This is a genomic window from Ancylobacter gelatini, assembly GCF_022601675.1.
Lineage (GTDB): Bacteria > Pseudomonadota > Alphaproteobacteria > Rhizobiales > Xanthobacteraceae > Ancylobacter > Ancylobacter gelatini.
This window is the reverse complement of sequence record NZ_JAKVIL010000001.1, coordinates 316,244-329,868: the sequence shown is the minus strand read 5'-3', so window position 1 is coordinate 329,868 and position 13,625 is coordinate 316,244. Positions and strand designations below refer to the sequence as shown.

The following is a 13,625-nucleotide window of genomic DNA, read 5'->3' as shown; positions in this document are numbered from 1 at the left end:
AGCCTCGCCCGATCTTACTCTGCCGCGCTCAGTCGTCGCCGCGGGCGCTGTCGAGCAGGCGGCGGCATTCCTGCAATTCGTAGAGCGCCGCCTGTAGCCGCTGGATGTCCTCGCGCGCCAGAGCGTCCTCGACCGGGCGCACCGGTATCGGGCGCAGCGGTACCGGAGCCACAGTGGCGGCCGGACGCGGCGGCGGCACCGGCTCCGGCGCATAATCCACCTCGTCCTCGTAATCCGGCTCGGGTTCCGGCGTCAGCGCACGGAACGGGAAACCGGCACGCCCCTCACCACCGATATCCTCTGGCGGACGCGGTTCCGGCCGCGGACGGACCGGCTCGGGGCGCGCGGGCTCGGGGCGCACAGGCTCGTGCCGTGGCGCGTCGCGACGCGCCGGCTCGTGGCGCGCCTCACCATGGCGCGGCTCGGCATGAGGCGGCTCCATGCGCGGCGGCTCGGTCCTCGCGGGGCGGCTCTGGGGCGCGAGGTCCGGCAGCAGCGGCAGTTCCAGATATTCCGGCTCGGCCTCGGGACGGCGGCGCCCGGCGCGGCGCGGCGCGGGCTCTTCCGGTTCCGGCTCGGGCTCGGGCTGCGGAGCACGCTGGCGCGACGGCAGCAGGCTGAAGAATCCCCCGAGCCCGCCCGAACGGGGCGCCGACTCGCGGCCGATCGCCGGATGTCCGGCATCGACCGAATAATCCTCGACCTCATCGCTCTGACCGGACGCGGCCAGAGCATCGGCTTCGGCATCGCGCCAGATCGCCTGAACGTAGCGCGGCCCCTCTTCCTTGAGGATGCGCTGCACGCCACGGATGGTGTAGCCCTCCCCGTACAGGAGGTGGCGGATGCCGCGCAGCAGTTCCACGTCGTCGGGCCGGTAATAGCGTCGCCCGCCGCCACGCTTCAGCGGGCGGATCTGTGGAAAGCGCGATTCCCAGAAACGCAGCACATGCTGCGGAAGATCGAGATCGTCCGCGACCTCGCTGATCGTGCGGAAGGCGTCGGGGCCTTTCTCCACGCTCGGCTGCTCCTGCCTAGAGCATGATCGGGCCGGATCGGATCGATCCCGCCGCGACGATGATGCTCATTCGATTTATTCCGTCGCTCGCCGCTGCGCCCGGCCGATGCCGCGCGAGCGCGCAGGCGGCGGCACTCACGCGTCCGGCGTTTCGCCGTTGATCTGCTGCTTGAGGATGTTGGACGGCTTGAACACCATCACCCGGCGCGGCGCGATCGGCACCTCCTCGCCGGTCTTGGGGTTGCGGCCGACCCGCTCGCCCTTCTGCCGCACCACGAAGGAGCCGAAGGAGGACAGCTTCACCGTCTCGCCCCGCGCGACGCAATCCGCGATCTCGGACAGGACCGTCTCGACCAGCGCGGCCGATTCCGTCCGGGACAGCCCGACCCGCTGGTACACCGCCTCGCAAAGGTCCGCCCGGGTAATGGTACGACCCGCCATAGCTCGTCTCCGCCTCGCCGCCTTAACAGTCCATTAATTGTCATGCCAACCTAGGCGCCGTGGCCGGCGCTGGTCAACGGCACATCGCACCGAAACGCCGTGCTACCAGCGGATTAGCGCCGATCCCCAGGTAAATCCGCCGCCCATCGCTTCCAGCAGCACGATATCACCGCGCTTGATTCGCTTATCGGCATGGGCGCTGGCCAGCGCGAGCGGAATCGACGCCGCCGACGTGTTGCCGTGATGGTCCACAGTCACCACCACCTTGGCAGCCGCGATGCCGAGCTTGTTGGCGCTGGCATCGATGATGCGGCGGTTGGCCTGGTGCGGCACGAACCAGTCCAGCGACTGCGCGGTGACGCCGGTGGCGGCGAAGGCGTCCTCGATCACGTCGGTGATCATGCCGACCGCATAGCGGAACACCTCGCGGCCTTCCATGCGCAGGAAGCCGGTGGTCTTGGTCGAGGAGACGCCGCCATCGACATAGAGCTTGTTCTTGTGGCGCCCGTCGGAGCGCAGATGCGTGGTCATCACGCCCGGCTCGTCGGCCGCGCCGGTTGCGGGAACCGCTTCCAGCACCAGCGCGCCCGCGCCGTCGCCGAACAGCACGCAGGTGGTGCGGTCCGACCAGTCGAGAATGCGCGAGAAGGTTTCCGCCCCGATCACCAGCGCCCGCTTGAAGGAGCCGGCCTTGAGGAAATTATCCGCCGTCGCCAGCGCGAACACGAAGCCGGAGCACACCGCCTGCACGTCGAAGGCCGCGCCATGGGTGATGCCGAGACCGGCCTGCACCGATACCGCGGTCGCGGGGAAGGTGTTGTCGGGCGTCGAGGTGGCGAGCACGATCAGGTCGATATCGCCCGGCTCCAGCCCGGCATCGGCCAGCGCTGCGCGGGCGGCGTTGAGCGCGAGGTCGGACGTGACCTCGCCTTCCGCCGCGATGTGCCGCTCACGGATACCGGTGCGCTGGACGATCCAGTCGTCGGACGTGTCCACCATCTGCGCGAGGTCGGCATTGGTCAGCGTGTGCGCCGGCAGATAGGCGCCGACACCGCGCACCACGGATCGATTCATGCTCACGATATAACCTGCAACTCGTCGCTAATCCCGCTATCCGCGCCGGCCCCGGAGCCCGAAGCCTGCGGACGGCCGTTAATGCCCGCCGCGATCCGCGAGAGCAGCTCGTAACGCACCATGTCGTAACCGATATCGACGGCGGACGCGAAGCCTTCGGCATCCGTGCCGCCATGGCTCTTGATCACCACGCCGTTCAGGCCAAGGAACACGCCGCCATTCGACTTGCGCGGGTCCAGCTTCTCGCGAAGCGCATGGAAGGCGCCGCGCGCGAACAGGTAGCCGATCCTGGCCATGAAGCTGCGCTGGATCGCGCCGCGCAGGAACTCCGCCACCTGCTTGGCCGTGCCCTCGGCGGCCTTCAGCGCGATGTTGCCGGAGAACCCCTCCGTCACCACCACGTCGACCTTGCCCTGGCCGATGTCGTCGCCCTCGACGAAGCCGCGATAATCGAGGCCGGGATAGTCCGCTTCGCGGAGCGCGGCGGCGGCGTCCTTCACTTCCTCGACGCCCTTGATCTCCTCGACGCCGATATTGAGCAGGCCGACACTGGGCCGCTCGATGTCGAACACGATGCGCGCCATGGCCGCACCCATCACCGCCATGTCGATGAGGTGCTGGGCGCTGGCGCCGATCGAGGCGCCGACATCCAGCACCACGCTCTCGCCGCGCATGGTCGGCCAGAGGCACGCAATGGCGGGTCGGGAAATGCCGGACATGGTCTTCAGGTTGACCTTGGCCATCGCCATCAGCGCCCCGGTATTGCCGGCGGAGACGGCGCAATCGGCCTTGCCCATGCGCACCGCGTCGATCGCCTGCCACATCGAGGAGACGCGCCGGCCGCGCCGCAGCGCCTGGCTCGGCTTGTCGTCCATCTGCACCACGACCTCGGTCGCGAACACCTCGCTGACGGCGGCGAGCTTCGGACGCGCGGCGAGATGCCTGCCGATGAGCGCCGCATCCCCGAACAGCAGGAAGCGGATATCCGGGTGACGGATGAGGGCGATCTCGGCGCCGGGCAGCACCACGTCGGCACCGTGATCTCCGCCCATGACGTCGAGCGCTATTCGGACGGACGAAGACATGAAGCCGGTCTGATCTCATTGCAGGAGGAAGGCCGCGCGGCACGCAGCTTGCGGCAGAGGGCATGCCTCAGTTGCACGTCCGTGACAATAGCCTCTGGGCCCGTCACGGCAACAGCACCGATCATTCCTTGTCTCCGTCCCGCAACTTGGACAGTGCGGAGAAGGGCGAGGCCTGCTCGTCGGAAAGCTCCTCGACCACCTTGAATTCGACGCCGGGCTTGCGCGGATAGGGATCGAGCGCCAGGGCGAGGAACTCGGCGACCACCGCGCCGACATCCACGGTGCCGTCGACCAGCGGATCGGGCAGGTCCAGCTCGCTGACGTCGATCTCCGCGCCCGGGCGGATTTCCGGGAGCTGGTCCTCGGGGGCGAAGGTCACCTCGATCTCTTCGGACACGGACGAGTCGAACTCCTCCAGCGTGACCACGCAGACCTGCCGCACCACGGCGTCCACGCGGCCCTCCGCCCGCACGGTGCGGCGCGAGCCCGGAATCAGCGTGACCCGCGCCTTCAACGCGGGAATGGCGGGAATGCCGAAGTCGCGGGCCAGCGCCGCGCGGGCCGCCTCATCGGGCTCGACGCGGAAGGTGGAGCCGGTATCCGGCAGGCTGGCGACCAGCACCGGGTGGGAAAGCGGAGAGGTGTCGGTCATGGGGCGGTGTTCTCCCTGTCAGCGGCGCCGAGCGGCGGCAACGGCAGCTCACCCCCGGCGAAAACCTCGAACGGCACGGCGGCAAGCGCGGCGGAACGCTGCCGGACGCAGGCCGCGAGCGCGGTGGCCTGCGGCGCGCGCTCGGCATCCGAGCCGTAGACATTGCGTAGCAGCGCCTGCGCCAGCACCGCCTCGTCAGCCGTGGCGAGCGCCTCATCATAAACGCCGACACGGCCATAAAAAGACTCGGCGACACGCTTCATCTTCTTGGGGACCGTGAGGTCGCCCACGCCCATTTCGCGCAGATTGGCGTCCATATCGGCACAGAATGCGTCGAACACGCGCTGCCCCAGTTCGCGGCGCCCCTCATCCTCGTCCTTCAGCCGGTGAAACAGCAGGAAGGCGTGCAGCACGATCATCTCGAACCGCCCCTCAATGGTGTCGGGAACCTCGAAATCGATATAGAAGCCGGGATCGCGCGAATGCGCCACGATCGCGCCATAGAGCCGCTGGATGCTCTCGCGTCCGTCGTTCCGGCGGAAGAAGCGCAGAATCATGGCCGGCTCCTGCCTCGTTGCCGCTGTCATTGCGAGTGTCGCGAGGCGGGTTAGCGCGCGCGGCGCCCGGTGGCAAGTGGCGCGGCGGGTGGCGTGGCAAGTGACGCGGCAAGTGACGCGGCCTGGCCGCGTGACACGGCCGCGCCGTCACCTCGTGATGCATCGACAGTTGCAACATCGGGTCGGCCTGTGCTTTTTCGCGGGACGAACGGACGCATCGGCGACGGGAGTTGAGTGGATGGCAGCGTTGGGCAGGATGGAAAAGGCCGGAACGGCGGCGCGGCGGCTGGCGGTTGGCGCCGTGGCGGGCCTTGGCCTCGCGGCGTGCTCCAATGGCGATCTGGCGACGCCGACCGCCAATCTCGGCCTCACGCGCACGCCCACCGGCTTCGTCTCCGAGCAGCAGCGCGGCTACGTGCCGACGGAAGGCGCGCTCGAACAGGTGCCGGTCGGCTCCAGCCAGGAGCAGGTGCTGCTCGTGCTTGGCACGCCCTCGACCGTGGCGACCGTCGACGGCGAGGTGTTCTACTACATCTCGCAGAAGACCAAGAAGGTCATGTTCCTGCGCCCCGAGGTGATCGAGCAGCGCGTGATGGCGGTCTATTTCGACCCCAAGGACAAGCGCGTCACCCGCATCGCCGATTACGGGCTGCAGGACGGCAAGGTGTTCGACTTCGTGTCGCGTACCACCCCGACCAGCGGCCAGGAACTCTCCATCCTCGGCCAGGTGTTCAACGCCGCCGGCGCCATCTGACGACACCGCCGGCGCCGGGTCACGCGCCCCGGATCAGGCGAACCGCGTCGCGGCGAACGGTGCGGGATCGGTGCACGGCGTATGGCCGTTCATCATCTCGGCCAGCAACCGGCCGGTGATCGGCCCCAGCGTGAAGCCGAGATGCTGGTGGCCGATGGCGAGCCACAGCCCGTTCTGCCCCGGCGCCGGCCCGATGACCGGCAACATGTCCGGGAACGCGGGACGGCAGCCCATCCACGGCTCCGCCTCCAGCCGTTCGCCGAGCGGGAACAGCCCGCGCGCCAGCCTTTCGGTGACAGCGAGCTGAACCGGGCTCTTGGGTGCATCGCGGCGCGCGAATTCCACGCCGGTGGTCAGGCGGATGCCCTGCTCCATCGGCGTGATGACATAGCCGCCCTCCTCGTCCAGCACCGGCCGGCTCAGGCCCGCGCCGCCCTCCGCGCGGTAATGCATGTGATAGCCGCGCTTCACCGCCAGCGGCAGTCGGACTCCCAGCGGCGCCAGCACGTCCATGGCCCACGGACCGAGCGCGACCACGGCGTCGGGCGCCTCGATCTCGCCCTCGGCGGTCGTCACCTTCCAGCCCGCGCCGCCGCGCGTCAGCGTGCGGGCATCGCCCGTCACGATGCGCCCGCCCAGCGACTGGAAATGCGCGGCATAGGCCTGCGCCACCCCGCCGGGGCTTGAGACCGAATGCGGGTCCGACCACAGCACGGCGCCCATGAATACCGGGCGCAGCGAGGGCTCCACTGCCAGCGCTTCGTCGACGCTCAGTTCGCGCGGCGTCAGCCCATAGGTGCGGGCGAGCGGAAACTCGGTGCGTTCATTGTCGAGCCCGGCGGGGGTACGGTAGAGCTTCAGCCAGCCGCCCTCGCGAAAATAGTGCAGCGCCCCGGCCGGGCCGGCGAGGTGATGATGCTCCTCGATGGTGCGCGAGAGCAGCTTCTCGATGGTGCGGGCGTAATCGAGGATGCGCGCCGGCGAGGATGCTTTCCAGTATTGATACATCCACGGCGCCAGCCCCGGCAGCGCACTCCAGTGATAGTTCGCCCCGGGATTGCGCTTCAGCGCGACCTCGATCAGCGCGCTGATGCTGCGCGGAAAGGCGACCGGGTAGATCGACGCGCGCTCCACCAGGCCGGCATTGCCGTAGGAGGTCTCCTCGCCCGGACCGCGACGGTCGACCAGCACGACGGAGCGCCCGCGCATGGCGAGATGAAGGGCTACCGAGACGCCGACAATGCCGGCGCCGAGGACGAGGGTATCGGCTTTCATGGGAGAGCGTTATCCGGAAGCGGTGGAGACGGCAGGACCGGCGCGGCAGACGATTCCGCCGCGCCGGCAGGGGGGACGTTCCGTCAGTTGATCGGGAACGGGAAGTACTTCTCGTTGATCTTCTTGTAGGTGCCGTCGGCGACGATCTCCTTGAGCGCCTTGTTGAAGGCCTCGCGCAGCTCGTTGTCGTCCTGGCGCACGGCGATGCCGGTGCCGTCCGGATTGACGTCGAGCAGGTCGGCGCCGACGAACACGCAGCACTTGCCGGCATCGGTCTTCTCAAGCCATTCGTAACCGACGAACTTGTCGATCAGGATCGCGTCGAGCCGCCCGTTGGCAAGGTCGGCATTGGCCTCGTCCTGCGTCGGGTAGAGCTTGATCTCCGAATCCTTGTACTTGTCTTCCAGATAGTTGGCGCTGGTGGTCGAGGACTGCGCGCCCACGATCTTGCCCTTCAGGTCGGCCGGGGTCGTGCCCTTGATCGGGCTGTCCTTCGGCACCATGAAATTGCCCGGCGTCAGGTAATAGGGGTCGGTGAAGGCCACCTTCTGCTTGCGTTCGTCGGTGATCGACATGGACGCGACAATGGCGTCGTACTTCTTGGCGAGCAGCGCGGGGATGATCCCATCCCAGTCCTGCGCCACGAAGGTGCATTCCACCTTCATCTTCGCGCAGAGCGCATTGGCGATATCGATGTCGAAGCCGATCAGCTTGCCGGTCGAATCAACCGCGTTGAAGGGCGGATAGGCACCCTCCGTCCCGATGCGGACCTTCTTGATTTCCGCGTGCGCCATGCCGGCACTGGCGGCCAGTACGGCCGCGGCGGCGAGCATCTTCAACATTTTCATGGCGTATTTCCCGATTGTGTCGGGCCGGTGGGGCCGGCCTTCGATCCGCACACGCTAGGCCGTGCACGGAAGGCAGGCAATCGGCGTACTGCCTAGTCTTTGGTACGGGAGGCAGGGCGGCGCTCAGAAATGGCTGAAGCTGGTGCGCGAGAGCGTGACGGGCAGGCCCTGCGCGTCGCGCACGGTGAGCCCCTCGCCCGCATCCCCGGCATCGAGCGTGCGCCCGATCACGGCAACGCCGATGCCGGCGACGGTGGCGAGCGTGTGGAAGGCGTCGAGCCGCTCGGGAGGCATCACCGCGAGCACCTCGTAATCGTCGCCGCCGGTGATCGCGGTCTCCAGCAAGGCCGGCTCGGCCGCGATCGCCGCCCGCGCCGCCGCGCTGAACGGGAGGCGCGCGAGGTCGAGTTCGCCCGCGACGCCCGAGGCCCTGAGCATCTTGGCGAGGTCGCCGACCAGCCCGTCGGAGACATCCATCGCCGCGCTGGCATGGGCGCGCAGCGCGCCGGCCAGTGCCAGGCGCGGGCGCGGGTGCAGGTAGCGGTCGGCCAGATGCCGGCGCGCCTGTTCCGACAGCGCCGCGAAGCCCACGCGTCCCGGCTCCAGCCGCAGCGCGAGGCCGAGCGCGCCGTCGCCGATGGTGCCGGAGACCACGATGGCCTGCCCTGCCCCGGCGCTGGCGCGGCGCACCATCCGGCCGGCGGGCACGCTGCCGAGCGCGGTGATGGAAATGGTCAGCGGCCCCGGCGTGCGCACCGTGTCGCCGCCCAGCAGCGGCGCGCCATAGGTTCTGCAATCCTCCCCCAGCCCCTGCGCGAAGGCGGCGAGCGCGGCGGCGTCCATGCCGTCGGGAATCGCGATCGCCAGCAGCACGCCGAGCGGCGCCGCGCCTTTGGCCGCGAGGTCGGAGAGATTGACCCGCATCGCCTTGCGCGCGACCGAATCCAGCGGGTCGTCCGGGAAGAAATGGACGCCGGCGACCAGCGCGTCCTTGGTCAGCACCAGTTCATGGCCGGGCGGCACCGGCAGGCAGGCGGCATCGTCGGTCAGGCCGAGCGCGCCGGGATGGGTGGCGATCGGCGCGAACAGCCGGGCGATCACATCGTCCTCGCCGGAACCGCCCTCACCCGCCATGGTGCGCCTCAGCCGGTGAATTCGCCGGCGCGCTGCTCGCGAGCGAGCCCGTCCAGCACGGCATTGACCATGCCGGTCTCGTCGCGGTCGAGGAAGGCGGCGGCAACGTTGACATACTCGGCGATCACCACGCGCGCGGGCACATCGGGCCGGCCGGCGAGTTCATAGGCCCCGGCACGCAGCACCGCGCGCAGCACGGTCTCGATGCGCTTGAGCGGCCAGCCGCGCACCAGCGCGGCGTCGAGCACCGGGTCGATGGTGCGCTGCTCGCGGACCACCCCGCCGACGATGTCGCGGAACAGAGTGAGGTCGGCCATCGCGATCTCGTCGCCCTCGATCTCCTGCCCGATCCAGTGGCTCTCGAACTGGGCGAGGATCTCGGTGACCGGCGTGGCGGCGACGTCCATCTGGTAGAGCGCCTGCACCGCATTGAGCCGCGCCGCGCTCTTGCGCAGCGGCTTGTGGTTCTCGGGCTTCTGTTTTTCGGAATTGGCCGGTTTCGACACGGAGCTCATTTCGCGTCCACGCTCCGCTTGAGGCGCAGCAGCGTCAGAGCCGCCTCGGCCGCACCGCCGCCCTTGTTGCCCTCGCCGACCCGGGCGCGCACCCAGGCCTGCTCATCAGTCTCGACGGTGAGGATGCCGTTGCCGAGCGGCAGCTTGCGCGCCACGGCGAGGTCCATCAGCGCGCGCGAGGATTCCCCCGCGACGATCTCGAAATGGTAGGTTTCCCCGCGAACCACGCAGCCGAGCGCCACCACGGCGTCGTAAGGGCTGCCTGCAACCGCTGCGGCATCGACCGCAATGGCGATGGCGGTCGGAATTTCCAGCGCGCCCGGCATGGAGACGACATCGGCGCTGGCGCCGGCCGCGTCCACGGCGGCACGGGCGCCGGCGAGCAGCTCGTCGGCGATATCGTCATAGAAGCGCGCCTCGACGATCAGCACCCGCGCGCCCGCGAGCGGGACGGCAGGGCTTTCGGATGCGCGCGGCGGGCGGGGGCTCGCCATGGAAACACCTCATGAAACGGATCGGGCCGACGACGTACAGGCCTCAGCGGAACTCCGCAAGCCGCGCAGCATAGCGGGCCATCATGTCGACTTCGATATTGACATGCGCGCCCGCCTGAACCTGCCCCCAGGTGGTGTGCCCCAGCGTATGCGGAATGAGCAGGCAGGAGAAGTGCCGCCCCTCCACCGTGTTCACCGTGAGCGACGTGCCGTCCAGCGTCACCGAGCCCTTCACCGCGATGAAAGGGGCGAGCGCGGCCGGCGCCTCGAAGGTGAAGCGCGTGGTCTCGCCGAGATCCTCGCGGTCGGTCACGGTGGCGAGGCCGTCGACATGGCCCTGCACCACATGGCCGCCCAGCTCGTCGCCGATCTTCAGCGCGCGCTCCAGATTGATGCGGGTGCCGGCCTGCCAGTCCTTCACCGTGGTGATCGCCAGCGTCTCCGGCGCGGCTTCCACGGAAAAGCTCGATGGCTGCATCTCGACGACGGTGAGGCATACGCCGGCGCAGGCGATGGAGGCGCCGAGATCGATGCCGGCGGTATCGTAGCGGGTGGAAATGGTCAGGCGGCGCACGTCGTTGCGCGGCTCGACGGCGACGATTTCGCCGATATCGGTGACGATGCCTGTGAACATGACCTAGCTGCGCCTCATGACGCGCAGGCGGTCGCGCCCGTGCGTGTGTGTTTCGACCTCGACAAGATGGGCATGGAGCGCGGCGAGCGGCAGGCCCTCCAGCGCATCGATGGCATTCGCGCCGAGCGGATCGGGACCTGTGAAGATGTCGGCCTCGTCGACCAGATCCGCCGCGACGAAGGCGGCGGCGACGCGCGGTCCGGCCTCGACCATCAGCCGGGTGATGCCGCGCACCGCCAGCAGCCGCAGCGCCTCGACCAGATCGAGCCCGCCGCCGGGCGCACGCCCGACGCGCATCACCTCGACCCCCAGCGCGTTCAGCGCCGCCTCGCGCTCCGCCGGCGCGTCCTCCCCCGCAATCACCCAAAGCGGGGCAATGTCGAGGCTGCGCACCACGGCGCTGGACAGCGGCAGGCGCAGCGCGCCATCGAGGACCACGCGCACCGGCGAGCGGTCCGCCATGCCCGGCAGGCGGCAGGTCAGCAGCGGATCGTCCGCGAGCACCGTGCCGATGCCGGTCAGCACCGCATCATGGGTCGCGCGCAGCATGTGGACGTGGGCGCGGGAAGTCTCGCCAGTGATCGCCGCCGGGCGGCGCCCTTCCAGCCCGGCCTTGCCATCGGACGATACGGCGAGCTTGAGCATGACATGCGGCCGCCCCTCGGTGACGCGGCGTATGTGGCCGGCATGGGCGAGCCGCGCCTCCGCCGCGCCGGGACCGACATCCACCGTGATGCCCGCCTCGCGCAGAATGTTGAAGCCGCGCCCGGCAACGCGATCATCCGGGTCGCCGATCGCCACCACCACGCGCGCGACGCCCGCCGCGCGGATCGCGTCGACGCAGGGCGGCGTGCGGCCGTGATGGGAGCAGGGCTCCAGCGTGACATAGAGCGTCCCCCCGCGCGCGGCCTCGCCGGCCATGGCCAGCGCCTGCGTCTCGGCATGGGGGCGCCCGCCCCGCGCCGTGGCGCCGCGGCCAAGCACGAGGGGGCCGTCCGGCGTATCCCGCACCACCAGCGCGCCCACGGCCGGGTTCGGCCATGTCGCGCCGAGGTTGCGGCGGCCCATGGCGAGCGCCGTGGCCATCAGCGCCTCGTCGAGGGCGTAGGGGCTCATTCGTCCGGCGCGGCCGGCTTGGCCGATGCCTTCGCGACCGCACGCAGCAACTCGCCGTCCTCGTCGGCCAGTTCGTCGCCGATCTTCGGACCGAGCTCGCCGAGCAGGGTCTCGAAATCCTTGGCCTCGCGGAAATTGCGATAGACCGAGGCGAAGCGGACATAGGCCACGTCGTCGAGCTGCTTCAGGCTTTCCATCACCCGCTCGCCGATCATCTCCGACGAGATTTCGCTCTCGCCCATGCTTTCCAGCCGGCGCACCAGGCCGGAGACCAGCCGCTCGATGCGCTCGGGATCGACCGGGCGCTTCCTCAGCGCCACCTCGATGGAGCGGGCGAGCTTGTCGCGGTCGAACGGCACCCGCCGGCCGGAGCGCTTGAGCACGGTCAGTTCGCGGAGCTGAACCCGCTCGAAGGTGGTGAAGCGGCCGCCGCAATCCGGGCAGATGCGGCGGCGGCGTATGGCGGCGCTGTCCTCGGTGGGACGGGAATCCTTGACCTGCGTCTCCAGGCTCCCGCAATAGGGACAGCGCATCAGCTCACCTCATCAATAGATCGGGAATCGGCCCAGCAACTCGGCCACCTTGGCACGAACCGCCGCCTCGACCAGGCTGTCCTCGTCGGTGCCCTTCTGCGACAGCACGTCCAGCACTTCCGCGATCATGTCGCCGATCTGCTGGAATTCGCCGACGCCGAAGCCGCGCGTGGTGCCGGCCGGGGTGCCGAGCCGGATGCCCGAGGTCACGAACGGCTTCTCGGGATCGAACGGGATGCCGTTCTTGTTGGTGGTGATATGGGCGCGCCCCAGCGCGATCTCCGACACCTTGCCGGTCAGCTTCTTCGGGCGAAGATCGACCAGCATCAGGTGGGTATCGGTGCCGCCGGAGACGATCTCGAAACCGTGGCCTTTCAGATTTTCTGCAAGCGCCTTAGCATTTTCCACCACGTTCTTCGCGTAAATCTTGAAGTCCGGCTGCAGCGCCTCGCCGAAGGCCACCGCCTTGGCGGCGATGACGTGCATCAGCGGGCCGCCCTGAATGCCGGGGAAGATCGCCGAGTTGAACTTCTTGGCGAGGTCCTCGTCATTGGTGAGGATCATGCCGCCGCGCGGGCCGCGCAGGGTCTTGTGGGTGGTGGTGGTGACGACATGGGCATGCGGCACCGGATTGGGGTGCGCGCCGCCCGCCACCAGGCCGGCGAAATGCGCCATGTCGACCATCAGATAGGCGCCGACGGAATCGGCGATGGCGCGCATCTTGGCGAAGTCGATATGGCGCGGATAGGCCGAGCCGCCGGCAATGATCACCTTGGGCTTGTGCTCGTCGGCGAGCTTGGCGACCTCTTCATAATCGATGCGCTGGTCGTCGCGGCGCACGCTGTAGGGCACCGGCTTGAACCACTTGCCCGAGAGACTCACCGGCGCGCCATGTGTCAGGTGACCGCCGGCCGCGAGGTTGAGGCCAAGGAAGGTATCGCCCGGCTGCATCAGCGCGAAGAACACCGCGGTGTTGGCCTGCGCGCCGGAATGGGGCTGCACATTGGCGAAGCCGGCGCCGAACAGCTTCTTGGCGCGGTCGATGGCGAGTTGCTCGGCCACGTCGACATACTGGCAGCCGCCATAATAGCGCCGGCCCGGATAGCCTTCGGCGTATTTGTTGGTCAGCACCGAGCCCTGCGCTTCCAGCACCGCGCGGGAAACGATGTTCTCCGAGGCGATCAGCTCGATCTCGTCGCGCTGGCGACCCAGCTCGGCGGAAATCGCGCCGGCGAGTTCGGGATCGGTCTCGGCCAGTGGGGCGGAGAAGAAGCGGCTCGGGGTGGAGGAAGCGACGGCTTCGGCGTGCGACATCAGGAATCTCCGTGGCGCCAGGCACGCGCCGCCAGCCATGGCGCGCATGCCGAACATGCGCGGTCGCTTAGCACAGCGGTCCTGCCGTTTCAAAGCAAGAGGATTCCGATCCGCGCGGTCCGGTGCATCGGCGATGACGCGCGGGCCCGCCTCGCCTAACCTGCGGCTCCCGTCAACGAATCGC

General features: G+C 69.0%; 15 protein-coding genes and 1 pseudogene. 1 reads left to right on the top strand and 15 read right to left on the bottom strand.

What is annotated here, in order from left to right; translation table 11 throughout:
• Positions 1-726: 726 nt before the first annotated feature.
• From MKI84_RS01655 to MKI84_RS01630, 6 genes and pseudogenes are all read right to left on the bottom strand, one after another.
• Positions 727-1,015: pseudogene (locus MKI84_RS01655) on the bottom strand (MerR family transcriptional regulator); the annotation flags it as partial.
• Positions 1,016-1,150: 135 nt separating this feature from the next.
• A complete protein-coding gene (locus tag MKI84_RS01650; RefSeq protein WP_241616225.1) occupies positions 1,151-1,456 on the bottom strand; it encodes an integration host factor subunit alpha in 306 nt (101 codons plus the stop codon).
• Positions 1,457-1,558: 102 nt separating this feature from the next.
• Positions 1,559-2,536 carry a beta-ketoacyl-ACP synthase III gene (locus MKI84_RS01645; protein ID WP_342593606.1) on the bottom strand — a complete coding sequence of 326 codons (978 nt, stop codon included), beginning with the start codon at positions 2,534-2,536 and terminating at the stop codon, positions 1,559-1,561.
• Positions 2,533-3,615 carry a phosphate acyltransferase PlsX gene (gene plsX, locus MKI84_RS01640; RefSeq protein WP_241616224.1) on the bottom strand — a complete coding sequence of 361 codons (1,083 nt, stop codon included), beginning with the start codon at positions 3,613-3,615 and terminating at the stop codon, positions 2,533-2,535. The genes MKI84_RS01645 and plsX overlap by 4 nt, the downstream gene beginning before the upstream one ends.
• 121 nt (positions 3,616-3,736) lie before the next feature.
• Positions 3,737-4,267, bottom strand: coding sequence for a YceD family protein (locus MKI84_RS01635; RefSeq protein WP_241616223.1), 531 nt, complete (start codon positions 4,265-4,267; stop codon positions 3,737-3,739).
• The gene (locus MKI84_RS01630; RefSeq protein WP_241616222.1) at positions 4,264-4,824 is read right to left on the bottom strand and encodes a ubiquinol-cytochrome C chaperone family protein; all 561 of its coding nucleotides are present in this window, start codon (positions 4,822-4,824) and stop codon (positions 4,264-4,266) included. Before MKI84_RS01630 ends, MKI84_RS01635 begins: the two co-directional genes overlap by 4 nt.
• 238 nt (positions 4,825-5,062) lie before the next feature.
• Between MKI84_RS01630 and MKI84_RS01625 the strand changes: the two genes are divergently transcribed.
• On the top strand, positions 5,063-5,578 hold the full coding sequence (locus tag MKI84_RS01625; protein WP_241616221.1) for an outer membrane protein assembly factor BamE: 516 nt from the start codon (positions 5,063-5,065) through the stop codon (positions 5,576-5,578).
• Between the two features lie 33 nt (positions 5,579-5,611).
• Here MKI84_RS01625 and MKI84_RS01620 read toward each other — a convergent pair whose 3' ends face one another.
• The 9 genes from MKI84_RS01620 to glyA form a co-directional block, all read right to left on the bottom strand.
• Positions 5,612-6,853, bottom strand: coding sequence for an NAD(P)/FAD-dependent oxidoreductase (locus MKI84_RS01620; protein ID WP_241616220.1), 1,242 nt, complete (start codon positions 6,851-6,853; stop codon positions 5,612-5,614).
• An 83-nt stretch (positions 6,854-6,936) separates the two neighbouring features.
• A complete protein-coding gene (locus tag MKI84_RS01615; protein WP_241616219.1) occupies positions 6,937-7,701 on the bottom strand; it encodes an ABC transporter substrate-binding protein in 765 nt (254 codons plus the stop codon).
• Positions 7,702-7,824: 123 nt separating this feature from the next.
• Positions 7,825-8,835, bottom strand: coding sequence for a thiamine-phosphate kinase (gene thiL / locus MKI84_RS01610; RefSeq protein ID WP_241616218.1), 1,011 nt, complete (start codon positions 8,833-8,835; stop codon positions 7,825-7,827).
• A gap of 8 nt (positions 8,836-8,843) precedes the next feature.
• Entirely contained in the window at positions 8,844-9,350 is a 507-nt protein-coding gene (gene nusB / locus MKI84_RS01605; RefSeq protein ID WP_241616217.1) for a transcription antitermination factor NusB, read from the bottom strand.
• Positions 9,347-9,844: a 6,7-dimethyl-8-ribityllumazine synthase gene (ribH, locus tag MKI84_RS01600; RefSeq protein ID WP_241616216.1), complete on the bottom strand. Its 498-nt coding sequence runs from the start codon at positions 9,842-9,844 to the stop codon at positions 9,347-9,349. The genes nusB and ribH overlap by 4 nt, the downstream gene beginning before the upstream one ends.
• Before the next feature lie 43 nt (positions 9,845-9,887).
• Positions 9,888-10,478 (bottom strand): riboflavin synthase, encoded by a 591-nt coding sequence (locus tag MKI84_RS01595; protein ID WP_241616215.1) that lies wholly within the window; start codon positions 10,476-10,478, stop codon positions 9,888-9,890.
• 3 nt (positions 10,479-10,481) lie between these two features.
• Positions 10,482-11,594: a bifunctional diaminohydroxyphosphoribosylaminopyrimidine deaminase/5-amino-6-(5-phosphoribosylamino)uracil reductase RibD gene (gene ribD / locus MKI84_RS01590; protein ID WP_241616214.1), complete on the bottom strand. Its 1,113-nt coding sequence runs from the start codon at positions 11,592-11,594 to the stop codon at positions 10,482-10,484.
• Entirely contained in the window at positions 11,591-12,127 is a 537-nt protein-coding gene (nrdR, locus tag MKI84_RS01585; RefSeq protein ID WP_241616213.1) for a transcriptional regulator NrdR, read from the bottom strand. Before nrdR ends, ribD begins: the two co-directional genes overlap by 4 nt.
• A 12-nt stretch (positions 12,128-12,139) precedes the next feature.
• Positions 12,140-13,441: a serine hydroxymethyltransferase gene (gene glyA / locus MKI84_RS01580; protein ID WP_241616212.1), complete on the bottom strand. Its 1,302-nt coding sequence runs from the start codon at positions 13,439-13,441 to the stop codon at positions 12,140-12,142.
• Between the last annotated feature and the right edge of the window lie 184 nt (positions 13,442-13,625).